The 25,794-nt window shown below is 61.2% G+C and carries 22 protein-coding genes; 9 read left to right on the forward strand and 13 right to left on the reverse strand.

Translation table 11 applies throughout. From position 1 onward, the window contains the following. The 7 genes from rsmG to rpmH all read right to left on the reverse strand — a co-directional run bounded on the left by rsmG (position 1) and on the right by rpmH (position 7,024). Complete coding sequence (gene rsmG, locus VJS90_RS19130) at positions 1-651, reverse strand: 16S rRNA (guanine(527)-N(7))-methyltransferase RsmG (RefSeq protein WP_324123182.1); 651 nt, start codon at positions 649-651, stop codon at positions 1-3. After that, on the reverse strand, positions 648-2,540 hold the full coding sequence (gene mnmG / locus VJS90_RS19135; RefSeq protein ID WP_324123183.1) for a tRNA uridine-5-carboxymethylaminomethyl(34) synthesis enzyme MnmG: 1,893 nt from the start codon (positions 2,538-2,540) through the stop codon (positions 648-650). The genes rsmG and mnmG overlap by 4 nt, the downstream gene beginning before the upstream one ends. Before the next feature lie 550 nt (positions 2,541-3,090). After that, positions 3,091-4,461, reverse strand: coding sequence for a tRNA uridine-5-carboxymethylaminomethyl(34) synthesis GTPase MnmE (gene mnmE / locus VJS90_RS19140; RefSeq protein WP_324123184.1), 1,371 nt, complete (start codon positions 4,459-4,461; stop codon positions 3,091-3,093). An 87-nt stretch (positions 4,462-4,548) separates the two neighbouring features. Continuing rightward, positions 4,549-6,231 carry a membrane protein insertase YidC gene (yidC, locus tag VJS90_RS19145; RefSeq protein ID WP_324123185.1) on the reverse strand — a complete coding sequence of 561 codons (1,683 nt, stop codon included), beginning with the start codon at positions 6,229-6,231 and terminating at the stop codon, positions 4,549-4,551. Between the two features lie 2 nt (positions 6,232-6,233). Further along, complete coding sequence (yidD, locus tag VJS90_RS19150) at positions 6,234-6,479, reverse strand: membrane protein insertion efficiency factor YidD (protein ID WP_324123186.1); 246 nt, start codon at positions 6,477-6,479, stop codon at positions 6,234-6,236. Next, positions 6,472-6,876 carry a ribonuclease P protein component gene (rnpA, locus tag VJS90_RS19155; protein ID WP_324123254.1) on the reverse strand — a complete coding sequence of 135 codons (405 nt, stop codon included), beginning with the start codon at positions 6,874-6,876 and terminating at the stop codon, positions 6,472-6,474. The genes yidD and rnpA overlap by 8 nt, the downstream gene beginning before the upstream one ends. Before the next feature lie 13 nt (positions 6,877-6,889). After that, positions 6,890-7,024 carry a 50S ribosomal protein L34 gene (gene rpmH / locus VJS90_RS19160; protein WP_003253163.1) on the reverse strand — a complete coding sequence of 45 codons (135 nt, stop codon included), beginning with the start codon at positions 7,022-7,024 and terminating at the stop codon, positions 6,890-6,892. Between the two features lie 584 nt (positions 7,025-7,608). Here rpmH and dnaA point away from each other — a divergent pair. The 5 genes from dnaA to VJS90_RS19185 all read left to right on the forward strand — a co-directional run bounded on the left by dnaA (position 7,609) and on the right by VJS90_RS19185 (position 14,813). Beyond that, complete coding sequence (dnaA, locus tag VJS90_RS19165) at positions 7,609-9,126, forward strand: chromosomal replication initiator protein DnaA (protein WP_324123187.1); 1,518 nt, start codon at positions 7,609-7,611, stop codon at positions 9,124-9,126. 41 nt (positions 9,127-9,167) lie between these two features. Beyond that, positions 9,168-10,271 carry a DNA polymerase III subunit beta gene (gene dnaN, locus VJS90_RS19170; RefSeq protein WP_324123188.1) on the forward strand — a complete coding sequence of 368 codons (1,104 nt, stop codon included), beginning with the start codon at positions 9,168-9,170 and terminating at the stop codon, positions 10,269-10,271. A gap of 17 nt (positions 10,272-10,288) precedes the next feature. Continuing rightward, positions 10,289-11,392, forward strand: coding sequence for a DNA replication/repair protein RecF (recF, locus tag VJS90_RS19175; protein WP_324123189.1), 1,104 nt, complete (start codon positions 10,289-10,291; stop codon positions 11,390-11,392). Positions 11,393-11,396: 4 nt separating this feature from the next. Next, on the forward strand, positions 11,397-13,817 hold the full coding sequence (gene gyrB / locus VJS90_RS19180; protein ID WP_324123190.1) for a DNA topoisomerase (ATP-hydrolyzing) subunit B: 2,421 nt from the start codon (positions 11,397-11,399) through the stop codon (positions 13,815-13,817). Positions 13,818-13,928: 111 nt separating this feature from the next. After that, entirely contained in the window at positions 13,929-14,813 is an 885-nt protein-coding gene (locus VJS90_RS19185) for an MBL fold metallo-hydrolase (protein WP_324123191.1), read from the forward strand. An 18-nt stretch (positions 14,814-14,831) separates the two neighbouring features. On the opposite strand, the gene VJS90_RS19190 is transcribed toward VJS90_RS19185, so the two are convergent. After that, the gene (locus VJS90_RS19190; protein ID WP_324123192.1) at positions 14,832-15,719 is read right to left on the reverse strand and encodes a LysR family transcriptional regulator; all 888 of its coding nucleotides are present in this window, start codon (positions 15,717-15,719) and stop codon (positions 14,832-14,834) included. Positions 15,720-15,856: 137 nt separating this feature from the next. Here VJS90_RS19190 and VJS90_RS19195 point away from each other — a divergent pair, with 137 nt between their 5' ends. Together VJS90_RS19195 and VJS90_RS19200 are read left to right on the forward strand one after the other, a co-directional pair. Then, positions 15,857-17,506, forward strand: a complete 1,650-nt coding sequence (locus VJS90_RS19195) for a GMC family oxidoreductase (RefSeq protein WP_324123193.1) — start codon at positions 15,857-15,859, stop codon at positions 17,504-17,506. 98 nt (positions 17,507-17,604) lie between these two features. Further along, on the forward strand, positions 17,605-19,227 hold the full coding sequence (locus VJS90_RS19200) for an MFS transporter (RefSeq protein WP_324123194.1): 1,623 nt from the start codon (positions 17,605-17,607) through the stop codon (positions 19,225-19,227). A gap of 170 nt (positions 19,228-19,397) precedes the next feature. On the opposite strand, the gene VJS90_RS19205 is transcribed toward VJS90_RS19200, so the two are convergent. From VJS90_RS19205 to glyQ, 4 genes are read right to left on the reverse strand one after another with little or no spacing between them, the layout of a single operon-like run. After that, complete coding sequence (locus VJS90_RS19205; protein ID WP_324123195.1) at positions 19,398-20,183, reverse strand: lysophospholipid acyltransferase family protein; 786 nt, start codon at positions 20,181-20,183, stop codon at positions 19,398-19,400. A 43-nt stretch (positions 20,184-20,226) separates the two neighbouring features. Beyond that, a complete protein-coding gene (gene gmhB / locus VJS90_RS19210) occupies positions 20,227-20,760 on the reverse strand; it encodes a D-glycero-beta-D-manno-heptose 1,7-bisphosphate 7-phosphatase (protein ID WP_324123196.1) in 534 nt (177 codons plus the stop codon). Between the two features lie 3 nt (positions 20,761-20,763). Continuing rightward, complete coding sequence (gene glyS, locus VJS90_RS19215; RefSeq protein ID WP_324123197.1) at positions 20,764-22,818, reverse strand: glycine--tRNA ligase subunit beta; 2,055 nt, start codon at positions 22,816-22,818, stop codon at positions 20,764-20,766. Beyond that, positions 22,815-23,762, reverse strand: coding sequence for a glycine--tRNA ligase subunit alpha (gene glyQ, locus VJS90_RS19220; protein ID WP_324123198.1), 948 nt, complete (start codon positions 23,760-23,762; stop codon positions 22,815-22,817). Before glyQ ends, glyS begins: the two co-directional genes overlap by 4 nt. Positions 23,763-23,844: 82 nt before the next feature. Between glyQ and VJS90_RS19225 the strand changes: the two genes are divergently transcribed. Together VJS90_RS19225 and VJS90_RS19230 are read left to right on the forward strand one after the other, a co-directional pair. Continuing rightward, complete coding sequence (locus VJS90_RS19225; protein WP_324123199.1) at positions 23,845-24,396, forward strand: DNA-3-methyladenine glycosylase I; 552 nt, start codon at positions 23,845-23,847, stop codon at positions 24,394-24,396. 40 nt (positions 24,397-24,436) lie between these two features. Beyond that, entirely contained in the window at positions 24,437-25,324 is an 888-nt protein-coding gene (locus VJS90_RS19230) for a lysophospholipid acyltransferase (RefSeq protein WP_324123200.1), read from the forward strand. A gap of 160 nt (positions 25,325-25,484) precedes the next feature. On the opposite strand, the gene VJS90_RS19235 is transcribed toward VJS90_RS19230, so the two are convergent. Continuing rightward, on the reverse strand, positions 25,485-25,793 hold the full coding sequence (locus VJS90_RS19235) for a tetratricopeptide repeat protein (RefSeq protein WP_324123201.1): 309 nt from the start codon (positions 25,791-25,793) through the stop codon (positions 25,485-25,487). Between the last annotated feature and the right edge of the window lies 1 nt (position 25,794).

Raw genomic sequence — 25,794 nt, forward strand, 5'->3', positions numbered from 1 at the left:
TCAAGCCGTGCGGCGCAGTATCAGCAGATGGCGCTGGCCTTGGCAACCCGGAACGGTCAAGGCACGCTCGCTCTCTACTGTGAAGTCTGCCGGCAATGCTACCAGTTCGTCGGCAGGATGGAGGCCTTTCATTGCAAGCCATGCTGTTTGGGTATCGCCCAGGTGGCGCGTCCAGTTGGTGAAGTTCTCCATGCTGCTGAACGCTCGGGAGACAATGCCGCTGAACGGCTGCTCCGGGCGGAACTCCTCGACCCGTTTGTGGATAACCTGCAGGTTGTCCAGCTTGAGCTCCATCTTCACCTGGGTGAGGAAGCGGGTCTTCTTGCCGTTGCTGTCCAGCACGGTCACCTGCTTGTCCCGATGCAGGATAGCCAATGGAATCCCGGGCATGCCACCGCCACTGCCCACATCCAGCCAACTTTCGCTGCCGCTGTGGATAAACGGCATGACGCTGAGACTGTCGAGCAGGTGCCGCGAGACCATCTCGTCGGGATCGCGGACCGCGGTCAGGTTGTAGGCCTTGTTCCATTTGATCAACAGGGCCAGGTAGGCCAGCAGTTGCTCATGCTGCGCCACGCTCAGCTCGACGCCAAGCTGGCGCGCGCCTGTGGACAACTCTTCTGCGTGTTGCGGGGTGACCAGGGAACTCAAGCGGTGTGCTCCAACTCGCGGCCAGCGCCGCGCTTTTTCAGGTGAATCAGCAACAGGGAAATGGCCGCCGGGGTGACGCCTGGAATACGCGAGGCCTGGCCCAGGGTTTCCGGGCGGGTCTGCCCGAGCTTGCCCTGGATCTCCTTGGAGAGCCCCGAAATCCCGCTGTAGTCGATATCCACAGGCAGGCGAGTGTCCTCGCTGGCGCGCAGCCGGGCGATCTCGTCCTGCTGGCGGTCGATGTAACCGGCGTACTTGGTCTTGATCTCCACCTGTTCGGCCACCTGGGGATCGGCGGACTGACCGCCGGTCGCCTCGATCAGCCCGGCATAGTCGACTTCCGGGCGGGTCAGCAGGCTGAGCAGATTGTACTCATGGGTGAGCGGCGTGCCGAATTTCTCGGTAATCGCCAGGCCATGGGCAGTACCCGGGCGAACCCAGGTGGATTTCAGGCGCTGTTCCTCGCGCTCGATACCCTCGCGCTTGGCGCAGAACGCCGCCCAGCGCTGGTCGTCGATCAGGCCGAGCTCGCGGCCCTTTTCGGTCAGGCGCAGGTCGGCGTTGTCTTCGCGCAGGATCAGCCGGTACTCGGCTCGCGAGGTGAACATGCGATACGGCTCCTGGGTACCCAGGGTGATCAGGTCGTCGACCAGCACGCCGATGTACGCCTCGTCACGCCGCGGGCACCAGCTGTCACGGCCCTGGGCGCGCAGCGCCGCGTTGGTGCCGGCCAGCAGGCCCTGGGCGCCGGCTTCTTCGTAACCGGTGGTGCCGTTGATCTGGCCGGCGAAGAACAGGCCGCCGATGACCTTGGTCTCGAGGCTGTACTTCAGGTCCCGCGGATCGAAGTAGTCGTATTCGATGGCATAACCCGGGCGCACGATGTGTGCGTTTTCCATGCCCTGGATCGACCGGACGATTTGCAGTTGCACATCGAACGGGAGGGAAGTGGAAATGCCGTTGGGGTACAGCTCATGGGTATTCAGCCCCTCAGGCTCGATGAATACCTGGTGGCTCTGCTTGTCGGCGAAGCGGTGGATCTTGTCTTCGATCGACGGGCAATAACGTGGGCCCACGCCCTCGATCACACCGGAGTACATCGGCGAACGGTCGAGGTTGGAGGCGATGATCTCGTGGGTCCGCGCGTTCGTGTGGGTGATCCAGCAGCTGACCTGACGCGGATGCATCTCCTTGGAGCCCATGAACGACATCACCGGGATGGGGGTATCGCCTGGCTGTTCGGTCATGACCGAGAAATCCACCGAGCGGCCATCGATGCGCGGGGGGGTACCGGTCTTCAGGCGGCCTACGCGCAGCGGCAGTTCACGCATGCGGTGGGCCAGGGCGATCGCGGGGGGATCGCCCGCGCGGCCGCCGGAATAGTTCTGCATGCCGATGTGGATAAGTCCGGCCAGGAAGGTCCCGGTGGTCAGTACCACGGAATCGGCGAGAAAACGCAGGCCCATCTGGGTAACGACACCACGGACCTGATCCTGCTCGACGATCAGGTCGTCGCAGGACTGCTGGAATATCCACAGATTGGGCTGGTTTTCCAGAATCTCCCGCACCACTGCCTTGTAGATGGCGCGGTCTGCCTGCGCACGGGTGGCGCGCACCGCGGGGCCCTTGCGGTTGTTCAACACGCGGAACTGGATGCCGCTCTTGTCGGTGGCCAGCGCCATGGCGCCGCCGAGCGCATCGATCTCCTTGACCAGATGGCTCTTGCCGATGCCGCCGATGGCCGGGTTGCAGCTCATGTGACCGAGGGTTTCCACGTTATGGGTCAGCAGCAGGGTTTTTACCCCCATGCGTGCGGACGCAAGCGCAGCCTCGGTACCGGCATGGCCGCCGCCGATGACGATCACTTCAAAACGGGAAGGGAAATCCACCACGCACCTCGTGCCTGTTTTTGCGAATAGAGAAAGGTAAGCCGACAAGTATAGGGACTTACCCCCCTCCAAAGGAACCTTTTGCGCAAAATTTGACCAGCCTGTGGATGAGTGGCGCAATAGAAACAAAAAGAGAGAAATTTATAAAAGCTTTGTTTTTATGTTTATTCTTACACAGCCTGGTTTCTGTGGATAAAGCTCTGCAGGCCTTGTTTTACATGATGTACAGAGATTCAAAACCCTGTGCAGCACCGGCAATGAGGGTTCTGGATAAGCGATTTAAACCTGTGGATTAAATGCCTATTTACCCACAGGCCGATTTATCTCCATTTTCGAAGGCGGGTTATCAACTGACCTCAGATGGACTTTTCCACAGGGCTTATCCTGTCCACAGGCAGCCGAATGCGCGCTCGGAAAGCGTGCCTTAGGGAAAAAAGAGGTTGGGAAGGCCAGGCGGGCAATACACCTGTGGATGAAACGCGCGAAAACGGTCTGACACCGCTTGGGGAGAGGTTATCCACCGGCAGGATGTGCCGGTGGATGGGAGAGGCTATTTTCCGATACAGAAGCTGGAGAAGATCCGCCCGAGCAGATCATCGGAGCTGAAGGCACCCGTGATCTCGCCAAGCGCGTGTTGAGCTTGGCGCAAATCCTCCGCCAGCAGCTCGCCGGCACCCGCCAGGGTAAGCTGCGCCCGGCCGTGTTCCAGGTGCATGCTGGCCTGGCGCAGTGCCTCCAGGTGCCGTCGGCGCGCACTGAAGCTGCTTTCCGCGGTCTGCTCGAAGCCCATGCAGGCCTTGAGGTGGTCTCGCAGCAACTCCAGCCCCGTGTCCGCATCCCTAGCGCTCAGGGTGATCGTGACATGACCGTCCGCGCTCTGTTCCAGCGCGACCTGTTCGCCACTGAGGTCTGCCTTGTTGCGGATCAGGGTGACCTTGGAGGGGTCCGGGCGCTGGTCGAGGAATTCTGGCCACAGGGCAAACGGATCGGACGCCTCGGGTGCGGTCGAGTCGACCACCAGCAACACCCGGTCCGCTTCACCAATCGCCTTGAGCGCACGCTCGACACCGATCTTTTCCACATGGTCCTCGGTGTCACGCAGCCCGGCCGTGTCCACGACGTGCAACGGCATGCCGTCGATGTGGATATGTTCGCGCAGGATATCCCGAGTGGTCCCGGCGATGTCGGTGACGATGGCCGCTTCCCGCCCCGCCAGCACGTTGAGCAGACTCGACTTGCCCGCATTCGGACGACCGGCGATGACCACCGTCATGCCGTCTCGCAGCAAGGCCCCCTGCCCGGCTTCCCGTTGCACTGTGGACAAGTCGCTGCGCACGGCGTCGAGCATGCTCAGCACGTGGCCGTCCGCAAGAAAGTCGATTTCCTCTTCCGGGAAGTCGATCGCGGCCTCCACATAGATCCGCAGGGCAATCAGCGCTTCGGTAAGGTTATCCACACGTCGCGAGAATGCCCCCTGCAGCGAGCGCAACGCGTTGCGGGCCGCCTGTGCGGAGCTAGCTTCGATAAGGTCGGCGATGGCTTCGGCCTGCGCCAGGTCGAGCTTGTCGTTGAGAAACGCCCGTTCGCTGAACTCGCCAGGGCGCGCCAGCCGGCAGCCCAGCTGGACGCACTGCTGCAGCAGCATGTCCATGACTACCGGCCCGCCGTGTCCTTGCAACTCAAGCACGTCTTCGCCGGTAAAGGAGTTGGGTCCAGGGAAGAACAGCGCGATGCCTTCGTCCACCACACGCCCGGCCTCGTCCCGGAACGGGCCATAGTGGGCATGACGGGGGGTAAGCGTACGTCCGGTGAGGGCAAGGCCCGCCTGGCGCGCCAGAGGGCCGGACAGACGCACGATACCCACGCCTCCACGTCCCTGGGCGGTAGCGATGGCGGCAATGGTTTCACGCACAGTGGTCATGCTGGAAAGCCTCTACAGAAAAAACGACAGATAGCAAAAACGCCCCACTAGGGGGCGTTTTTATACACAGGCTAGTGGATCAGCCCGTCATGCAGCAGCTTTTTTGTTCGCTGCCACGATACCGCGGGTGATGTACCACTGCTGGGTGATCGACAAGCAGTTGTTCACAACCCAGTACAGCACCAGGCCAGCCGGGAACCACAGGAAGAAGAAGGTGAAGATGATCGGCATCAGCTTCATCACCTTGGCCTGCATCGGATCCGGCGGAGTCGGGTTCAGACGCTGCTGGATGAACATGGTCGCGCCCATGATGATCGGCAGGATGAAGAACGGATCCTTGATCGACAGGTCGGTGATCCAGAACATCCACGGCGCCTGGCGCATCTCGACGCTTTCCAGCAGTACCCAGTACAGCGCCAGGAAGACCGGCATCTGCACCAGGATCGGCAGGCAGCCGCCCAGCGGGTTGATCTTCTCTTTCTTGTACAGCTCCATCATCGCCTGGGACATCTTCTGGCGATCGTCACCGTACTGCTCTTTGAGCGAGGCGACTTTTGGCGCGACGGAGCGCATGCGCGCCATCGAACGGTAGCTGGCAGCCGACAGCGGGAAGAACAGGCCCTTGATGAGCATGGTCAGCACGATGATCGACCAGCCCCAGTTACCCAGCAGGCTGTGGATATGTTGCAGCAGCCAGAAGATCGGCTGGGCAATGAACCAGAGGATGCCGTAATCGACGGTCAGTTCCAGGCCTGGGGACAACTCTTTCAGCTTGGCCTGGCTCTTGGGGCCAGCGTACAGCATGGCACTGGTTTCGGCCGTGGCGCCTGCCGCGACGTTCAGCGCAGGACCGGTATAGCCGATGATGTAGTTGCCCTGGCTGTCCTTGCGGGTCTGGACAACGTTGTTATCCGAGCTTTTCGGGATCCAGGCCGTCACGAAGTAGTGCTGCAGCCAGGCGACCCAACCGCCGGAAACATTTTCTTTCAAACTACCTTTGTCGATGTCCTTCATGGACACCTTCTTGTACGGCTCCGAACTTGTCCACAGGGCCGCGCCCAGGTAAGTGGCGGTACCGGTGGCCGTGCTCGAGGACGGATCGGAGCTGGCGTCGCGCTTGAGCTGGGCAAACAGGTTGCCGGTCCAGGCCTGGCCGCTCTGGTTGTCGATCAGGTAGGACACGGTCAGGTCATATTCACCGCGCTTGAAGGCAAAGCGCTTGATGTAGTTGACGCCGTTGTCGCTGAACTTCAGGTCGACGACCAGTTGCTCCTGGCCATCGGCCAGCTGATAGCTGCGCTGCTCGGTGGCGTACAGCGGGCGGCCACTGGCACGGGCATCCGGACCGTTGACACCGGTCAGGCCGCTTTGCGCAAGGTAGGTACGCTCGTTGCCGTTGTCGAACAACTGGAACGGAATGTCCGGATGGTCCTGCCGGCGTGGATACTTGGGCAGGTTCAGCTGGACGATGTCACCGCCGACAGGGTCGATAGCCAGGTCCAGGACATCGGTCTTGATCCGGATCAGGTCCTTGCTGATGGCGACGGGCGCAAGTTCCGCCGCGCTCGAATCAGCATTGGCGCTCGGCACATCGGCGTTTGCACCGGAATTGCCGGCGCGCGCGGTGTCCGGCAATGCCGGGGCAGCGTTGCTGGCGGCAGCATGCTGAGTCGGCAAGGCAGCCTGGCCATAGTCCTGGTTCCACTTGAGGACCATGACGTAGGACACGATTGCCAGGGCGACGATCAGGATCGTGCGTTTAATATCCATGATTACTCGGCTATCGAAGAATTTCGGGAGGAAGGCGCTGGCGGAACCGGATCGAAACCGCCGGGGTTCCACGGATGGCAACGCCCAAGGCGACGAACGGCTAGCCACCCGCCACGCAACAGGCCATGCGATTCGATGGCTTCTTGAGCGTAACAGGAGCAACTGGGGTAGAAACGACAGTGACTGGCCATCAGAGGACTAATGGCGTAACGGTAAAACTGGATCGGAACGAGTGCCAGTTTACGCATCGTGACTGTCTACCCCTGCAGATTCGGCATTAACCGCTGGAGAGGGCCGACTGCGAGCGAGCCGTTTCCAGAGCTTGCCAAAATGTTGGTGCAATTCTGGGTTTTCAATCTCGCCCAACCCCTTGCGCGCGACGATCACGATATCCCAACCGGCAAGCATTTGCTGGTGCAGGCGAAAGGAATCGCGCATCAAACGTTTAAGGCGATTGCGTTGAACGGAGAGCTTGACGCTCTTCTTGCCGATCACCAACCCGAGGCGGGGATGATCAAGACCGTTCTCGCGGGCAAGGATAAGCAGGTTTTTCCCTGGAACCTTGCCGGTTGGGGAGTCGAAGACCGCTTTGAAATGCCGGGGTGTAAGCAGACGCTTATCCCGACTGAAGTCCTGACTCACCACCTGTGCCGAAAAATCAAATGGCCAGACGCTTACGGCCTTTGGCACGACGACGCGACAGTACGGCGCGGCCGTTCTTGGTAGCCATACGAGCACGGAAACCGTGAGTGCGCGCGCGCTTGATGGTGCTTGGTTGGAAAGTACGTTTCATGGCGTGTTACCTGGTTCGTCGACAACGGGCCGGAATGGCCCCCGTTTTAAGAGATCGGCGATTCTAGAGAAAGCAAGCCGATAGGTCAATTTCCAACCAGCGTTTCCTTATGGATGGACATGCACCGGGGCGAGCCCGAGGACAGGTGGGTCAGGTTCACGCCGGCAGATAAACATAGAAAAAAAGAAGAAGGATTTTATAAAGCTTTTCTAAAGATCTTATAAAGCTTATGTGGACAACCTTCTGTGGATAAACGGCTGTAGCCCTTTATACATAGGCTGTACAGAGAATCAAAACCCTGTCGGTAACAGGTGCTGCGCCTGTGCCGCGTCCTCGGAAAAGGTGTGGATAGAACGCCTGTTTATCCACAGAGGAATTATCCACAGTTTTCAGGTAGGGGTTGTGCATAGAGCTCAAGGGTTGTTATCCACAGAGCTTATGCACATGTGGATGGTGTCTTTTCAGGCACTAAATTGCTGATTTGGCACGCTTCGGGTCGCACCTGCATGTGGATAACTGAGCGTACGCTCGGTACAATGGCTGCTTGTTTTTGCCTCACCGGCGTTCAAACTCAGGGGATATCCGTGTCAGTGGAACTTTGGCAGCAGTGCGTGGAGCTTTTGCGCGATGAGCTGCCTGCCCAGCAATTCAACACCTGGATCCGTCCGCTACAGGTCGAAGCCGAAGGCGACGAGTTGCGCGTCTATGCGCCTAACCGTTTCGTTCTCGATTGGGTCAACGAAAAGTACCTTGGCCGACTGCTCGAGCTGTTGGGCGAGAAAGGCAACGGGATGGCGCCTGCGCTTTCCTTGTTAATAGGCAGCCGCCGCAGTTCGGCAGCGCGTGCCGCGCCTACCGCCCCGGTCAGCGCCGCGATGGCGGCGTCCCAGGCCCAGGCCGCGCAGGTGGTGGCACCGGCTGAACCGGTCGCCACGCCCGTCGCGGCCTCCGCTCCGGCCAGCATCATCGAGCAAGCGCCTTCGCGTGAAAGCTTCGACGCCATGGGTGATTCGTCTCCGGCGCCTGTCGCCGCCAGCCGCGCCGAACAGCGCACCGTGCAGGTGGAAGGCGCGCTCAAGCACACCAGCTACCTGAACCGCACCTTTACCTTCGAGACGTTTGTCGAAGGTAAATCCAACCAGCTGGCCAGGGCAGCGGCCTGGCAGGTGGCGGATAACCCGAAGCATGGCTATAACCCGCTGTTCCTTTATGGTGGCGTAGGCCTGGGTAAGACTCACCTGATGCATGCTGTGGGTAACCACCTGCTGAAGAAGAACCCCAACGCCAAGGTTGTGTACCTGCATTCCGAGCGCTTCGTCGCTGACATGGTCAAGGCGCTGCAGCTCAACGCGATCAACGAGTTCAAGCGCTTCTACCGTTCGGTGGACGCCCTGCTGATCGATGACATCCAGTTCTTCGCCCGCAAGGAGCGTTCGCAGGAAGAGTTTTTCCACACCTTCAATGCCCTGCTTGAGGGTGGACAGCAGGTCATCTTGACCAGCGATCGCTACCCGAAGGAAATCGAAGGCCTGGAAGAGCGTCTCAAGTCGCGCTTCGGCTGGGGCCTGACCGTCGCGGTGGAGCCGCCAGAACTCGAGACTCGGGTGGCCATCCTCATGAAGAAAGCGGATCAGGCCAAGGTCGATCTGCCCCACGACGCCGCGTTCTTCATTGCCCAGCGCATCCGTTCCAACGTGCGTGAGCTCGAAGGTGCCTTGAAGCGTGTCATCGCGCACTCTCACTTCATGGGCCGCGATATCACGATCGAGCTGATCCGCGAGTCGCTCAAGGACCTGTTGGCGCTGCAGGACAAGCTGGTCAGTGTGGATAACATCCAGCGCACTGTGGCCGAGTACTACAAGATCAAGATCTCCGATCTGCTGTCCAAGCGACGCTCTCGCTCGGTGGCCCGGCCACGTCAGGTGGCCATGGCCCTGTCCAAGGAGCTGACCAACCACAGTCTGCCGGAGATTGGCGACGTGTTCGGCGGCCGCGACCACACGACCGTGCTGCACGCCTGCCGCAAGATCAACGAACTCAAGGAGTCCGACGCGGACATCCGCGAGGACTACAAGAACCTGCTGCGCACGCTCACGACCTGATGGGCGTCGGCGCACCCTTTATGAAGGCAAGGGACTAGACCATGCATTTCACCATTCAACGCGAAGCCCTGTTGAAACCCCTGCAACTGGTCGCAGGTGTCGTAGAGCGCCGCCAGACCTTGCCGGTACTGTCCAACGTGCTGCTGGTCGTGCAAGGCCAGCAGCTGTCGTTGACCGGCACCGACCTGGAAGTCGAACTGGTCGGCCGCGTACAGCTCGAAGAGCCGGCTGAGCCCGGCGAGATCACGGTTCCTGCGCGCAAGCTCATGGACATCTGCAAGAGCCTGCCCAGCGACGTGCTGATCGACATCAGGCTCGACGAGCAGAAGCTGGTGGTCAAGGCGGGGCGCAGCCGTTTCACCCTGTCGACGCTTCCAGCCAACGACTTCCCCACGGTGGAAGAAGGCCCTGGCTCGCTGACCTGCAGCCTGGAGCAAAGCCGGCTGCGTCGTCTGATCGAACGTACCAGCTTTGCAATGGCCCAACAGGACGTACGCTACTACCTCAACGGGATGCTGCTTGAAGTATCGACCGATACCCTGCGCGCTGTTGCCACCGACGGTCACCGTCTGGCCATGTGCTCGATGCAAGCGGCTATCGGTCAGGCCGACCGTCACCAGGTGATCGTGCCGCGCAAGGGCATCCTCGAGCTGGCGCGCCTGCTCACCGATCCCGAGGGCATGGTCAGCATCGTCCTGGGCCAGCACCATATCCGTGCAACCACGGGCGAGTTCACCTTCACCTCCAAGCTGGTGGATGGCAAGTTCCCCGACTACGAGCGCGTCCTGCCGAAGGGTGGCGACAAGCTGGTGATTGGCGACCGTCAGTCGCTGCGCGAAGCGTTCAGCCGTACGGCTATCCTCTCCAACGAGAAGTACCGTGGCATTCGCCTGCAGTTGGCTGCCGGCCAGCTCAAGATCCAGGCGAACAACCCTGAGCAGGAAGAGGCTGAGGAAGAAATCGGCGTCGACTACAACGGTGGTTCGCTGGAAATCGGTTTCAACGTCAGCTACCTGTTGGACGTGCTAGGTGTGATGACGACAGAGCAGGTGCGCCTGATCCTGTCTGACTCCAACAGCAGCGCCCTGTTGCAGGAAGCCGGCAATGACGATTCGGCCTACGTTGTCATGCCGATGCGCCTGTAACGTACAGCTGAATCTCGATGTCCCTTCGAAGTGTCTCTGTCACCGCGGTGCGCAATCTGCACCCGGTGACCTTTAAACCCTCCCCCCGCATCAACATCCTCTACGGCGCCAATGGCAGTGGCAAAACCAGCGTGCTGGAAGCCGTGCACCTGCTCGGTCTGGCTCGTTCGTTTCGCAGCACGCGACTGACACCCGTCATCCAGTACGAGCAGGCCAACTGTACGGTTTTCGGTCAGGTCGACACAGGCGAAGGCGGCACCAGCAACCTTGGTGTTTCTCGTGAGCGCCAAGGGGACTTCACCATCCGCATCGATGGCCAGAATGCCCGTAGCGCTGCCCAGCTGGCGGAGCTGCTTCCGCTCCAGCTGATCAACCCTGACAGTTTTCGTTTGCTGGAAGGCGCACCCAAGGTCCGGCGTCAGTTTCTGGATTGGGGAGTGTTCCACGTGGAACCTCGTTTCATGGCCACTTGGCAGCGCCTGCAGAAGGCGCTGCGGCAGCGAAACTCGTGGTTGCGGCATGGTACACTTGACGCTGTTTCGCAAGCCGCCTGGGACCGGGAATTAGCCTTGGCGAGCGCGGAAATAGATGAATACCGCCGCAACTACATCAAGGCCTTGAAGCCTGTCTTTGAGCGAACCCTGAGCGAGTTGGTCGAGCTGGAAGGCTTGACCCTCAGCTACTACCGCGGCTGGGACAAGGATCGCGAGCTGAGCGAAGTACTCGCTGCGTCGTTACTGCGTGATCAGCAAATGGGACATACCCAGGCTGGCCCGCAGCGCGCCGATCTGCGTCTGCGACTGGGTGCGAACAACGCTGCTGACATCCTCTCGCGTGGCCAGCAGAAGCTTGTAGTCTGCGCCCTGCGCATCGCCCAAGGGCATCTCGTCAGCCAGGTGCGTCGCGGCCAATGTATTTATCTCGTCGATGACTTGCCCTCCGAACTGGACGAGCAACATCGCCGCGCACTGTGTCGCTTGTTAGAAGAATTGAACTGCCAGGTATTTATCACCTGTGTAGACCACGAATTACTGAGGGATTGCTGGCGCACGGATACGCCAGTCGCTTTGTTCCACGTGGAACAAGGCCGTATCACCCAGACCCACGACCATCGGGAGTGAAGGCATGAGCGAAAATCAAACGTACGACTCTTCCAGCATCAAGGTGCTGAAAGGTCTGGATGCCGTGCGTAAGCGCCCTGGCATGTACATTGGCGACACCGATGATGGCAGCGGCCTGCACCACATGGTGTTCGAGGTGCTCGACAACTCGATCGACGAAGCCCTCGCCGGTCACTGCGATGACATCACCGTCATCATTCACCCGGATGAATCCATCAGTGTCCGCGACAACGGTCGTGGCATTCCGGTTGATGTGCATAAGGAAGAAGGCGTCTCCGCAGCTGAGGTCATCATGACCGTGCTGCACGCTGGCGGTAAATTCGACGACAACTCCTATAAAGTTTCCGGCGGTCTGCACGGCGTTGGTGTTTCCGTAGTGAACGCACTGTCCGAGAAGCTGGTGCTGACCGTACGCCGCAGTGGCAAGATCTGGGAGCAAACCTACGTTCATGGTGTTCCGCAGGCACCCATGGCTATCGTGGGCGACAGCGAAACCACCGGTACGCATATCCTGTTCATGCCGTCGGCTGAGACCTTCAAGAACATCCACTTCAGCTGGGACATTCTGGCCAAGCGCATCCGTGAGCTGTCCTTCCTCAACTCCGGCGTCGGCATCCTGCTCAAGGATGAACGTAGCGGCAAAGAGGAGTACTTCAAGTACGAAGGCGGTCTGCGCGCCTTCGTGGACTACCTGAACACCAACAAGACGCCGGTGAACTCGCAGGTATTCCACTTCAACGTCCAGCGTGACGACGGCGTGGGTGTCGAGATTGCCCTGCAGTGGAACGACAGCTTCAACGAGAATCTGTTGTGCTTCACCAACAACATTCCCCAGCGTGACGGCGGTACTCACCTGGTGGGCTTCCGTTCGGCGCTGACCCGCAATCTGAACAACTACATCGAGCAGGAAGGGCTGGCCAAGAAGAACAAGGTTTCGACGACTGGCGACGATGCCCGCGAAGGCCTGACCGCAATTATCTCGGTCAAGGTCCCGGACCCGAAGTTCAGCTCGCAGACCAAGGACAAGCTGGTTTCGTCCGAAGTCAAAACCGCGGTCGAGCAAGAGATGGGCAAGTACTTCTCTGACTTCCTGCTGGAGAACCCGGCAGAAGCCAAGGCCGTCGTTGGCAAGATGATCGACGCTGCCCGTGCGCGTGAGGCAGCTCGCAAGGCGCGGGAGATGACCCGTCGCAAGGGCGCCCTGGACATCGCCGGTCTGCCTGGCAAGCTTGCCGACTGCCAGGAGAAAGACCCTGCCCTCTCCGAACTGTACCTGGTGGAGGGTGACTCCGCAGGTGGTTCGGCCAAGCAAGGTCGTAACCGCAAGACCCAGGCCATCCTGCCGCTGAAGGGCAAGATCCTCAACGTCGAAAAGGCACGCTTCGACAAGATGATCTCGTCCCAGGAAGTGGGCACGCTGATCACTGCCCTGGGCTGTGGCATCGGCCGCGAAGAATACAACATCGACAAGTTGCGTTATCACAACATCATCATCATGACCGATGCTGACGTTGACGGTTCGCACATCCGCACCCTGTTGCTGACCTTCTTCTTCCGTCAGCTGCCAGAGCTGGTCGAGCGTGGTTATATCTACATCGCTCAACCGCCGCTGTACAAGGTCAAGCGTGGCAAGCAGGAGCAGTACATCAAGGACGACGACGCCATGGAAGAATACATGACGCAGTCGGCCCTTGAGGATGCCAGCCTGCACCTGGACGAAGACGCACCGCCAGTGTCGGGCGTGGAGCTCGAGCGCTTGGTGAATGACTTCCGTTCGGTGATGAAGACCCTCAAGCGTCTGTCGCGCCTGTACCCGCAGGAACTGACCGAGCACTTCATCTACCTGCCGGAAGTAGCACTGGAGCAGCTGGGCGATCACAGCGTCATGCAAGGCTGGCTGGACAAGCTGCAGGCGCGCCTCAGCACCAGCGAGAAGTCGGGCCTGGCGTACAAGGTCAGCCTGCGTGAAGACAAGGAGCGCAGCGTCTGGTTGCCTGAAGTGGAGATCACCTCCCACGGCCTGGCGAGCTACATCACCTTCAACCGTGACTTCTTCGGCAGCAACGACTACCGCACCGTGACCGCCCTGGGCTCGAAGCTCAGTACGCTGTTGGGTGAAGGTGCCTACGTGCAGCGTGGCGAGCGCAAGAAAGCCGTGGTCGAGTTCAAGGAAGCCCTTGAGTGGCTGATGAATGAAACCGCCAAGCGTCATACCATCCAGCGATACAAAGGGCTGGGCGAGATGAACCCCGACCAGTTGTGGGAAACCACCATGGACCCGACCGTACGCCGGATGCTGAAGGTGACGATCGAGGATGCGATCGGTGCCGACCAGATCTTCAACACCCTGATGGGCGATGCGGTGGAACCACGCCGTGAGTTCATCGAAAGCAACGCATTGTCGGTGTCCAATCTGGACTTCTGATACGCGCTGTAAAAACAAAGACCCCGGCCTAGGCCGGGGTTTTTCGTTCTGGGGGCCTGACCTTCACCAACCCGAGGCACTAGACTGGAATCAGGCAACAGGAGACTGACAATGATCATCGGCCGCAACATGCAGGTGGAAGCCCTGTTCGACAAGGCGACCTCGACCATCAGCTACCTGGTCATGGACCGTGCCTCGAAACACTGCGCGCTCATCGACAGTGTGCTCGGCTTCGATGCAAAGTCGGGACGCACGGATACAGCGTCTGCTGACAACCTGATCGAACGGGTCAAGCAACTGGACGCCAAGGTGGAATGGATTCTCGAAACCCATGTGCATGCCGATCACCTGTCGGCGGGCGCTTACCTCAAAGCGCAACTGGGAGGCGAGATTGCCATCGGCAACCGTATCACCCAGGTCCAGAAGGTATTCGGCGCGTTGTTCAATGCTGAGGCAGGCTTCGCTCGCGATGGCAGCCAGTTCGATGTGTTGTTCAACGACCAGCAGACATTCAGCATCGGCAGCTTGCAGGCTCGCGCCATGCATACGCCCGGCCATACGCCGGCCTGCATCACCTACCTGATTGAAGACGCCGGCGAGCAGGCTGCCTTTGTCGGCGACACGTTGTTCATGCCAGATTACGGCACAGCGCGATGTGACTTCCCGGGTGCTGATGCGCGTACCCTGTATCGATCGATCCGGCGCATCCTTGCCCTCCCCCCTGACACCCGGTTGTTCATGTGCCATGACTACCTGCCGGGTGGCCGCGAGATGCGCTATGTGACGACCGTTGCCGAGCAGCGTGCGAGCAATATCCACATCCATGACGGCATCAGCGAAGACAGCTTCGTTGCCATGCGAGAGGCGCGTGACGCCACTCTGGAAATGCCAGTGTTGATACTGCCCTCGGTGCAAGTCAACATGCGCAGCGGCCAGCTGCCGGAGCCAGAAGCCAACGGCGTGCGTTACCTGAAAATCCCGCTCAATATGCTGTAGGACGAATGGGATGACAGGCTATTCCGCGAGCAGGTCGTCCTGCTCCTGGGCGCACAAGCCCAGCAGGTAATCCCAGACCACGCGCAGACGTACCGACTTGTGCAGCTCCCGACGCGTGCAGATCCAGTAGCTGCGCTGGATCGTCTCGCTGGGCAACACTCGCACCAGCTGCGGATCGTTCCGGGCCATGTAGTTGGGTAGCACGGCAATACCCAGCCCTGCCCTCGCCGCCTGCTGCTGGGCGATCACGCTGGTGCTGCGAAACACCACGCTTGGGGTACGGCAGAAGCTGTTGAGAAACAGCAGCTCCTGGCTGAACAGCAGGTCATCGACATAACCGATCCAGCTGTGCCGGGCTAGGTCTTCGCGCTGTTGCAGCGGCGGCGCCTTGGCCAGGTACTCGCGGCTGGCGTAGAGGGCCAGCCGGTAGTCGGTGAGCTTTCGGGTAATCAGCAGGTCCGCGTTGGGGCGTTCCAGGTGAATGCTGATCTCGGCCTCGCGGTTGAGAATGCTGACAAACCGCGGCACCGCCACCAGCTCCACTTCAAGCCCTGGATACCGTTCGAACAGCGCATTCATGCGCGGCGTAAAGAACATGATGCCGATGCCTTCAGTCACCCCAAGGCGGATCTTGCCCAGTGGCGTGATGGCCTGGGTGATCTCCTCCTGCGCCAACAGGGCGACGTTCTCCATCGCTTCGGCATGCTTGAGCAAGGCCTGGCCCGAAGGCGTCAGTTCGTAGCCCTGGGCGTGCTGGACGAACAACGCCGTGCCCAGGCTCTGCTCGATATTCTCGATATGGCGGGCGACAGTACTGTGGGTGGTATTGAGACGCTTGGCTGCAGCCAGAAGCCGGCCGCTGCGCTGCAACTCGAGGAAAAACCGCAGATCATTCCAGTCGAACATGCTTTTCCTTGTGAATCAGGCGTCCACGAGCGGTGTGCTAAAACGCACAACGGTTGCGCGAAAACTAACGTTTCCTTCGCGAAAATAATCAATAACATGGACCGGGACAAGAACAATAATCAGGCGCGAGGTTGCATATGCCATCAGCCGATTCTGTCTTCGACTACGTGATCGTTGGCGCGGGCCCCGCTGGGTGCCTGTTGGCTAATCGCTTGTCGGCAGACCCCTCCTCCCGTGTCCTGCTGCTTGAAGCGGGCGGACGCGACAACTACCACTGGATTCACATTCCTGTCGGTTACCTCTATTGCATCAACAACCCCCGCACGGACTGGTGCCTGAAAACCGAGGCGCAGCCGGGCCTGGGTGGACGAAGCCTGGGATATCCTCGCGGCAAGGTGCTCGGTGGTTGCTCGTCGATCAACGGCATGATCTACATGCGGGGTCAGGCCGCGGACTATGACCGCTGGGCCGAACAGGGCAACGCGGGCTGGAGCTGGAACGAGGTCCTGCCGCTGTTCAGGTCTTGCGAGAACCACTACGGCGGTGCCAACGAGAGCCATGGTGCCGAGGGCGAATGGCGCGTCGAGCAGCAGCGCTACGCATGGCCGATCCTGGATGCGTTCCGTGAAGCCGCGGCGCAGTCGGGCATCGCCAGCATTCCCGACTTCAATACCGGGGACAACGAGGGCTGTGGATATTTTCAGGTCAACCAGCGCAGTGGAATTCGCTGGAACTCGGCCAAGGCTTTTCTGCGGCCTGTGGCCAACCGGCCCAACCTGACCGTGCTGACCGGCGTCGAGGTCGACCAGGTGCTGCTGGACAACACCCGGGCCTGCGCCGTGAAGGCGCGCTGGCAAGGTGGCTGGCAAGAGTTCGGAGCGCGCCGGGAGATCATTCTTTGCGCTGGCGCCGTCGGCTCGCCAGGTGTTCTGCAACGTTCGGGCATTGGTCCGCGCAAACTGCTTGAAAGTCTTGGCATCGGCGTTCGCCACGAGCTGCCCGGTGTCGGCGGCAACCTGCAGGATCACCTGCAATTGCGCCTCATCTATCAGATCCGCAACGCCCGTACGCTCAACCAGATGGCCAACAGCCTGTGGGGCAAGATGGGCATGGGCCTGCGCTATCTCTATGACCGCAGTGGGCCGCTGGCCATGGCGCCCAGCCAGCTGGGCGCCTTCGTGCGCTCCGATCCGGAGCAAGCGACGGCCAATCTGCAGTACCACGTGCAGCCCCTGTCGCTCGAGCGCTTTGGCGAGCCGTTGCATCAGTTTCCAGCCTTCACCGCTTCGGTGTGCAACCTGCGGCCGCGCAGCCGTGGGCGAATCGACATCCGCTCCGCCGACATGGCCGATGCGCCAATCATCGATCCCAACTACCTGAGCGACCCGGAAGACCTGCGGGTCGCGGCCCAGTCGATCCGTATCACCCGGCGCATTGTCCAGGCCCCTGCCCTGGCGGCATACGCGCCAGAGGAATACCTGCCCGGCCCTGCCTTGCAAAGCGAGGAACAGCTCCGTGACGCGGCGGGCAAGATCGGCACCACGATCTTCCACCCCGTGGGCACCTGCCGGATGGGCAACGGCGCGCTGGACGTGGTCGACGACCAGCTGCGGGTCCATGGCGTGCCGGGATTGCGCGTGGCCGATGCTTCGATCATGCCGCAGATCGTCTCGGGCAATACCTGTTCACCCACGCTGATGATCGCCGCGAAAGCGGCGCAACTAATCCTCAAGGGGGCAGCCACCCACATCAACCTCAACGACACAAACGCCCTACCGACGCCCTGACCAAGGGCGTGCAGTACCGGCAGCCCCAGCGGTCAGCGGCTGCCGACAGTGGAACAAAAAGAATAATCACTGTGGCCCGCGGGCCGAGGACAGCAACGATGTCGGACTACATCCAGGAACAAGGCGCGGCGGCCACGACCAACAGCCGTCGCGAAGAGCGCAAGATCATTTTCGCGTCATCCCTCGGGACTGTGTTCGAGTGGTATGACTTTTTTCTCTATGGGGCGCTGGCCGCGGTCATCAGCAAGCAGTTCTTTGCCGGGGTCAACGACACCACTGCCTTCATCTTCGCCTTGATGGCGTTTGCGGCGGGCTTCCTGGTGCGTCCCTTCGGCGCCCTGGTGTTCGGGCGCCTGGGCGACATGATCGGGCGCAAGTACACCTTCCTGATCACCATCGTGCTGATGGGCCTTTCTACCTTCGCGGTGGGTCTGCTGCCCACCTACGCCAGCATCGGCATCGCGGCGCCCATCATCCTCGTGGTGCTGCGGATGCTCCAGGGCCTGGCGCTGGGTGGTGAGTATGGCGGTGCGGCCACCTACGTGGCCGAACACGCTCCGCCCGGCAAGCGCGGTTTCCACACCGGCTTCATCCAGTCCACCGCTACCCTTGGCTTGCTGCTGTCGCTGGTGGTGGTATTGGGTAGCCGCTATATCAGCGGTGATGAGTTCGAAACCTGGGGCTGGCGCCTGCCGTTCCTGCTGTCGATCGTGCTGCTGGGCATCTCCACCTGGATCCGCATGAGCATGCACGAGTCGCCGGCATTCGTGAAAATGAAGGCCCAAGGCAAGATCAGCAAGTCTCCGATTCGCGAGTCCTTCACCTCCTGGCCCAACCTGAAGGTGGTCCTTACCGCCCTTTTCAGCATCAACGCCGGGCAAGCGGTGACCTTCTACACCGCGCAATTCTACGTGCTGTTCTTCATGACACAGATGCTCAAGGTCGATCCGGCCCAGGCCAATACCCTGCTAATCATCAGCGTGGTGATAGGCGCACCGTTCTTCGTGTTCTTTGGCTGGTTGTCCGACCGTATCGGGCGCAAGCCGATCCTGATGGTTGGCCTGCTGCTGGCGACCGTGTGCTACTTCCCGATGTTCAAGGCCCTGAGCCATTACGCCAACCCGCAGATCGACGCCGCCAGCCGTGAGGCGCCGATTGTCGTCGTCGCCGATCCGCAGAGCTGCACCTTCCAGTTCGACCCTGTGGGCAAGGCACGCTTCGACAGCCCGTGCGACAAGGTCAAGACGTTCCTGGTCAAGCAAGGCCTGCCGTACAGCTCGGTGAGCGCGGCCAGCGGCAGCAATGTCGTGGTGAACATTGGCGCGCAGAAGATCGACGGCTTCAACGAAGCGGCGATGCGCACGGCCATCGACCAGGCTGGCTATCCGGCCAAGGCTGATCCGGCACAGGTCAACCAGTTCATGGTGGTGGTGCTGATCGTCGCGATGATCCTGATCGCTACCATGACCTATGGACCGCTGGCCGCGGTCATGGTCGAGCTGTTCCCGACGCGCATCCGCTATACCTCGATGTCCCTGCCCTACCACATCGGCAACGGCTGGTTCGGGGGCTTCCTGCCTACCGTGTCGTTCGCGTTGGTGGTGTACACCGGGGATATCTTTTATGGCTTGTGGTACCCGGTACTGATCACGGGCGTGAGCCTGGTGGTGGGACTTTTCTGCCTGAAAGAAACCCGCGATGTGGACATCGACAAGGTGTGATTCACAGGCATGAAAAAACCGGCTTAAAAGCCGGTTTTTTTATGCTCTGAAAAAACTTATGCACGATTTTCAAGAAACGGTCATACAGAGAAATAAAACTTAAAATCAATCACTTACGGGCGTTTTAGAACAGTAATCCAAAAACTGCCCACAAGTTATCCACAAAAGCCTCAGGCAGCGCCTTCCGACGGATTTTCCGCAGTGGCAGGCAACGAACCCAGCTCGCGCTGGGTCTGCGCATTCCATGCCGCGACGCGGTCATTGAGCTCGGCAACCGCTCGCGGACCGGTGCCTTGGGCGTACATGGGGGCGCCGATCACCAGGTCGATGGTCCCCGAGCGCTTGCCCCAGCCTTCCTTGGGCCAGAACTTGCCAGCGTTGTGCGCGATCGGCAGTACAGGCATTTCGGCATTGACCGCCAAGGCGCTGCCGCTGCGCGAGAACTTGCCGATCTGGCCAAACGGCACCCGGGTGCCCTCGGGGAAAATCAACACCCATACCTTTTCCTTGAGCAGCTTGTCGCCCTTGCTGGCCACCTGGCGCAGGGCTTCCTTCGGATTCTCGCGGTCAATGGCGATCGGCCGCAGCATGGCCATGGCCCAGCCGAAGAACGGCACGTACAGCAGCTCGCGCTTCAACACCTGGCTCAGCGGCTGGAAGTGCGCTGAAAGATAGAACGTCTCCCAGGTGCTCTGATGGTTCGAGACGATCACGCAAGGCTGGGCAGGCACGTTTTCAGCGCCAGTGACCCTGACCTTGATCCCCAGGAACACCCGCGTCAGCAGCAGGGCGAAGCGGCACCAGTAGACGTTGATGAAACGGTAGCGCCCGCGAAACGACAGGAAAGGCGCGATAAAGAAGCTCAGGGTGCACCACAGCAGCGAACTGGTACCCAACAGCAGGTAAAAAAGAAAAATTCTGATCGCCTGCAGCATCGACATAGTGGCATGTACCATTGCGGGTCGTGCCCGCTTAGAAAGAGTGCGCCCGCGAGGCGCACTATTGTTGAATAAGGTGTCTGGCAAGGGCTGCCAGATCATCGAACACCAAGGTGTTTTCCGGAATCCCCTTGCTCAGGGTCCGTTCGCCTTTTCCGGTTTTTACCAGAACAGGTTGTGCATCGACGGCCCGCGCGGCCTCCAGGTCACCAGAACTGTCACCGACAAACCATACGCCGGCCAGACTGACCTGATACTGCTCGGCGATCGCCCGCAGCATTCCGGGCTTGGGCTTGCGGCATTCGCAGCCCTCGTCCGGCCCGTGCGGGCAATACACGATCAAGCCCACTTCGCCGCCCGCCTCGGCCACCAGCTCGCGCAGGCGCGCGTGCATGGCGTTGAGGGTGGCCAGCGGATAGTAACCGCGGGCAATGCCGGACTGGTTGGTGGCCACCGCCACCGTCCAGCCCGCCTTGCTCAACTGCGCGATGGCCTCGATCGAGCCGGGAATGGGAATCCATTCTTCCAGCGACTTGATGTAGGCGTCGGAGTCGTGATTGATCACGCCGTCCCGATCAAGAATCAGCAGTTTCAAGGCTTACCCCAGCAACGAGATGTCGGCCACGCCCAGGAACAGACCGCGCAGGCGGCTGAGCAGGGCATAACGGTTGGCGCGCACGCTGGCGTCCTCGGCATTGACCATCACCGCCTCGAAGAAGGCATCGACCGGCTCGCGCAGTGCTGCCAGACGGGCCAGCGCTTCGCTGTACTGACGCGCCGCCGCCATCGGCACCACGGCCTGGTCGGCCTGCTGGATCGCCGAGTACAGGGAGAACTCGTTGGCGTTGTCGAAGTACTTCGGCTCGACCTGGGCAGCGATGGCGCCTTCAGCCTTGCCCAGCAGGTTCGACACGCGCTTGTTCACCGCCGCCAGCGCCTCGGCTTCCGGCAGCTTGCGGAAAGCCTGGACGGCCTGCACGCGCTGGTCGAAGTCCAGCGCAGAGCCAGGCTTCAGGGCACGCACCGAAAGGTAGGTGGCAACGTCGATGCCTTCGTCTTCGTAGCGTGCACGCAGGCGGTCGAAGATGAACTCCAGCACCAGGTCGGCCAGGCCGGCGGACTTGACGTTGTTGCCGAACTGCACCACGGCGAAGCTCACGGCGTCGGTCAGGTCAAGGTCCAGCTGCTTGTCGATCAGGATACGCAGGATGCCCAGTGCGGCACGGCGCAAGGCATACGGGTCCTTGCTGCCGGTCGGCAGCATGCCGATGCCGAAGATGCCGACCAGGGTGTCGAGCTTGTCGGCGATGGCCACGGCAGCACCGGTGAGGGTCTGCGGCAACTCGGCGCCAGCACCACGCGGCATGTACTGCTCGTTCAGCGCCAGCGCGACGTCTTCTGGCTCACCGTCGTTGAGGGCGTAGTAGTAACCGGCCACGCCTTGCATCTCGGGGAACTCGCCGACCATCTCGGTGGCCAGGTCGCACTTGGACAGCAGGCCGGCGCGCGCCGCGCGCTGGGCGTCGCCACCGATGTGCGGGGCGATGAACGCCGCCAGCCGGGAGACGCGCTCGGCCTTGTCGAAGACGCTGCCCAGCTGCGCCTGGAACACCACGTTCTGCAGGCGCTCGTTGAAGCTTTCGAGCGGCTGCTTCTTGTCCTGCTTGAAGAAGAACTCGGCGTCGGTCAGGCGGGGGCGCACGACCTTCTCGTTGCCCAGCACGATCTGCCGCGGGTCGCGGCTCTCGACGTTGGCCACGGTGATGAAGCGCGGCAGCAGCTTGCCTTCGCTGTCGAGCAGGCAGAAGTACTTCTGGTTGTCCTGCATGGTGGTGATCAGGGCTTCCTGCGGCACCTCCAGGAAACGCTCCTCGAAGGAGCACACCAGCGGCACGGGCCATTCGACCAGCGCGGTCACTTCGTCGAGCAGCGCGGGCGGCACGATCGCGGTGCCTTCCTGCTGCAGGGCCAGTTCGGCGGTACGCTTGCCGATCAGCTCGCGGCGCTCGGCGAAGTCAGCCAGCACGTAGGCCTTGCGCAGGTCTTCGGCGTAGTTGGCCGGGGCGGTGATGGTGACGTCTTCCGGGTGGTGGAAACGGTGACCACGGGACACGCGACCGGACTTCTGCGCCAGCAGCGTGCAGTCGATGACCTCGTCGCCCAGCAGCATCACCAGCCACTGGGTCGGACGCACGAACTCTTCCTTGCGGGCACCCCAGCGCATGCGCTTGGGGATCGGCAGGTCGTTGAGCGAGTCCTCGACGATGGTCGGCAGCAGGCTCGCGGTGGCCTTGCCCGGGATGTGCTGGGAGAAACGCAGCTTGGCGCCGGTCTGGTCGATCTCCGACAGGTCGACGCCACACTTCTTGGCGAAGCCCAGGGCGGCCTGGGTCGGATTGCCCTCGGCGTCGAAGGCCGCCTGGCGAGGCGGGCCGTCGACGTTGATGCTGCGGTCAGGCTGCTGGGTATCGAGCGCGGTGAGCAGCACGGCCAGGCGGCGAGGCGCGGCATAGACCCGCTTGCCGGTGTAGTTCAGGCCAGCGGCCTGCAAGCCTTTCTCGATGCCCGCCAGGAAGGCGTCGCCGAGGCTGGCGAGGGCCTTGGGTGGCAGCTCTTCGGTGCCCAGTTCAACCAGGAAATCTTGAGCACTCATTGTGCAGCCTCCAGCTTAGCCAACACTTCATCACGCAGTTCAGGGGTTGCCATCGGGAAGCCCAGCTTGGCGCGGGCCTGCAGGTAGCTTTGCGCCACGGCCCGGGCCAGGGTCCGCACGCGCAGGATGTAGCGCTGGCGCTCGGTCACCGAGATGGCGCGGCGGGCGTCGAGCAGGTTGAAGGTGTGCGAGGCCTTGAGGACCATTTCATAGGTCGGCAGCGGCAGCTCGAGCTCGATCAGGCGATTGGCTTCGCTTTCGTAGAAATCGAACAGTTCGAACAGCTTCTCGACGTTGGCGTGCTCGAAGTTGTAGGTGGACTGCTCCACTTCGTTCTGGTGGAACACATCGCCGTAGGTCACCTTGCCGAACGGGCCATCGGTCCAGACCAGGTCGTAGACCGAATCCACGCCCTGCAGATACATCGCCAGGCGCTCGAGGCCGTAGGTGATTTCGCCGGTGACTGGCATGCACTCGATGCCGCCGACTTGCTGGAAGTAGGTGAACTGCGTGACTTCCATGCCGTTGAGCCAGATCTCCCAGCCCAGGCCCCAGGCGCCCAGGGTCGGCGATTCCCAGTTGTCTTCGACGAAGCGCACGTCGTGCACCAGCGGGTCGAGGCCGATGGCCTTGAGCGAGCCCAGGTACAGCTCCTGGAAGTTGGCCGGGTTCGGCTTGAGGACGACCTGGAACTGGTAGTAATGCTGCAGGCGGTTCGGGTTTTCGCCGTAGCGGCCGTCAGCGGGACGGCGGCTAGGCTGCACGTAGGCGGCGTTCCAGTTTTCTGGACCGATCGCGCGCAGGAATGTAGCGGTATGGAAAGTGCCGGCGCCTACTTCCATATCGTAGGGCTGAAGTACCACACAACCTTGCTCCGCCCAGTACTGTTGCAGGGCGAGGATCAGGTCTTGGAAGGTACGCACGGCTGGCGTAGGCTGGCTCACGAAATTCACCTGTATCTAGGGCTGCGAATGTAAAGAGCGGGAGTATAACCCGATTCGCGCGGCCCTCTACCCTTGGAGCCTTATGCCACGCTGCTTTTGGTGTACCGACGATCCGCTTTACCAGGCCTACCATGATCAGGAGTGGGGCACCCCGCAGCGCGACCCGGCGGCGCTGTTCGAGATGCTGCTTCTGGAAGGGTTTCAGGCGGGATTGTCCTGGATCACCGTGCTGAAAAAGCGTGAGCGCTACCGTGAGGTGCTGCATGGCTTCGACCCGGTGCGCCTGGCCCGGATCAGTGACGAGCGGATCGAGGAACTGATGCTCGACGCGGGGATCATCCGCAACCGGCTCAAGCTCAATGCCGTGCGCCGTAACGCGCGGGCCTGGCTGGCCCTGGACAACCCGGCCGACTGGCTGTGGTCGTTCGTGGGCGGCGCTCCCATCGTCAATCACTTCAGTGCGCGCAGCGATGTGCCCGCGGTGACCGATGAGGCCAAGGCCATGAGCAAGGCGCTGCAGAAGGCGGGGTTCACCTTTGTCGGTCCGACCATCTGCTACGCCTTCATGCAGGCCACCGGCATGGTCATGGACCACACCACCGATTGCGATCGTTACGCCGCACTGCTGCGCTGAAGGTTTACAATGCGCGCCTTGCAATAAAAGGAATCAGCCTGTGGAAAAGTTCAAGGGCGCCCTGATGGTCGGAGCGCTGCGATTGTTCGCCAAGCTTCCCTGGGGGGCCGTGCAGCGAGTCGGTGCAGGCATCGGCTGGCTGATGTGGAAACTCCCCAACGGTTCGCGCAACGTGGTGCGGATCAACCTGGCCAAGTGTTTTCCCGAAATGGACCCGGTTGCCCGTGAGCAGCTGGTGGGCCGTGCCCTGATGGACATCGGCAAGTCGTTCACCGAAAGCGCCTGCGCCTGGATCTGGCCGGCCCAGCGCTCGCTGGCGCTGGTGCGCGAAGTACAAGGCCTCGAGGTGCTGGAGCAGGCGCTGGCCTCGGGCAAGGGCGTGGTCGGCATCACCAGCCACCTGGGCAACTGGGAAGTGCTCAATCACTTCTACTGCAACCAGTGCAAGCCGATCATTTTCTACCGTCCGCCCAAGCTCAAGGCCGTGGACGACCTGTTGCGCGAGCAGCGGGTCCAGATGGGCAATCGTGTCGCGCCATCGACCAAGGAAGGCATCCTCAGCATCATCAAGGAGGTGCGCAAGGGTGGTCAGGTGGGTATTCCCGCGGATCCGGAGCCAGCCGAGTCGGCCGGTTTCTTCGTGCCCTTCCTCGGCACCCAGGCGCTGACCAGCAAGTTCGTGCCGAATATGCTGGCGGGCGGCAAGGCGGTGGGCGTGTTCCTGCATGCGCTGCGACTGCCGGATGGCTCGGGGTTCAAGGTGATCCTCGAAGCGGCGCCAGAGGCCATGTACAGCGAAGATGCCGCGACCGCGACGGCGGCCATGAGCCAGGTGGTGGAGCGTTACGTGCGTGAGTATCCGAGCCAGTACATGTGGAGCATGAAGCGCTTCAAGAAACGGCCGGCCGGGGAAGCGCGCTGGTATTGAAGGGCTTTGGGCCGTTTCAAGCCTGCCTGGCCATGGACTTGCGGTGGCCCCTTCGCTGGCAAGCCAGCTCCCACAGGTACAGCGCCTTCCTTGAGATCAGCGCAGCTCCTGTGGGAGTTGGCTTGCCAGCGAAGGGGCCCGAGATGGCCCTGCTTAAGTATCAGGCTTTATCCAGCTTCCGCAAAAAAACCACCATCTCCTTCTCCGCCTGCTTGTCCCCATGGGCACGCGCCGCTTCCAGGCCGTGCTCCCAAGCTTCACGGGCGCCTGCTGCATCACCCTGCACCTGATACGCCTTGCCCAACAGCTTCCACGCCGCCGAGTATTTCGGGTCGAGCTGCACGCACTTGCTCAAGTGCACCGCGGCCTCGGCACCGTTGCCTTCATCCAGCCAGGCCTTGCCCAGCCCAAAGCGCAGCAGGGAGTTATCCACACCCTTGGCCAGCATCTTCTCAAGCGATTCGCGCATC

Source organism: Pseudomonas sp., assembly GCF_035277045.1.
Taxonomy (GTDB): Bacteria; Pseudomonadota; Gammaproteobacteria; order Pseudomonadales; family Pseudomonadaceae; genus Aquipseudomonas.

Coding starts and splice junctions, on each gene's coding strand:
- VJS90_RS19235 (WP_324123201.1), bottom strand. CDS start 25,793: ATGCGCGAATCGCTTGAGAAGATGCTGGCCAAGGGTGTGGATAACTCC.
- yidC (WP_324123185.1), bottom strand. CDS start 6,231: ATGGATATTAAACGCACGATCCTGATCGTCGCCCTGGCAATCGTGTCC.
- VJS90_RS19225 (WP_324123199.1), top strand. CDS start 23,845: ATGCCACGCTGCTTTTGGTGTACCGACGATCCGCTTTACCAGGCCTAC.
- gyrB (WP_324123190.1), top strand. CDS start 11,397: ATGAGCGAAAATCAAACGTACGACTCTTCCAGCATCAAGGTGCTGAAA.
- yidD (WP_324123186.1), bottom strand. CDS start 6,479: ATGCGTAAACTGGCACTCGTTCCGATCCAGTTTTACCGTTACGCCATT.
- VJS90_RS19195 (WP_324123193.1), top strand. CDS start 15,857: ATGCCATCAGCCGATTCTGTCTTCGACTACGTGATCGTTGGCGCGGGC.
- VJS90_RS19185 (WP_324123191.1), top strand. CDS start 13,929: ATGATCATCGGCCGCAACATGCAGGTGGAAGCCCTGTTCGACAAGGCG.
- mnmE (WP_324123184.1), bottom strand. CDS start 4,461: ATGACCACTGTGCGTGAAACCATTGCCGCCATCGCTACCGCCCAGGGA.
- glyS (WP_324123197.1), bottom strand. CDS start 22,818: ATGAGTGCTCAAGATTTCCTGGTTGAACTGGGCACCGAAGAGCTGCCA.
- VJS90_RS19205 (WP_324123195.1), bottom strand. CDS start 20,183: ATGGTACATGCCACTATGTCGATGCTGCAGGCGATCAGAATTTTTCTT.
- rpmH (WP_003253163.1), bottom strand. CDS start 7,024: ATGAAACGTACTTTCCAACCAAGCACCATCAAGCGCGCGCGCACTCAC.
- VJS90_RS19190 (WP_324123192.1), bottom strand. CDS start 15,719: ATGTTCGACTGGAATGATCTGCGGTTTTTCCTCGAGTTGCAGCGCAGC.
- dnaN (WP_324123188.1), top strand. CDS start 9,168: ATGCATTTCACCATTCAACGCGAAGCCCTGTTGAAACCCCTGCAACTG.
- recF (WP_324123189.1), top strand. CDS start 10,289: ATGTCCCTTCGAAGTGTCTCTGTCACCGCGGTGCGCAATCTGCACCCG.
- VJS90_RS19200 (WP_324123194.1), top strand. CDS start 17,605: ATGTCGGACTACATCCAGGAACAAGGCGCGGCGGCCACGACCAACAGC.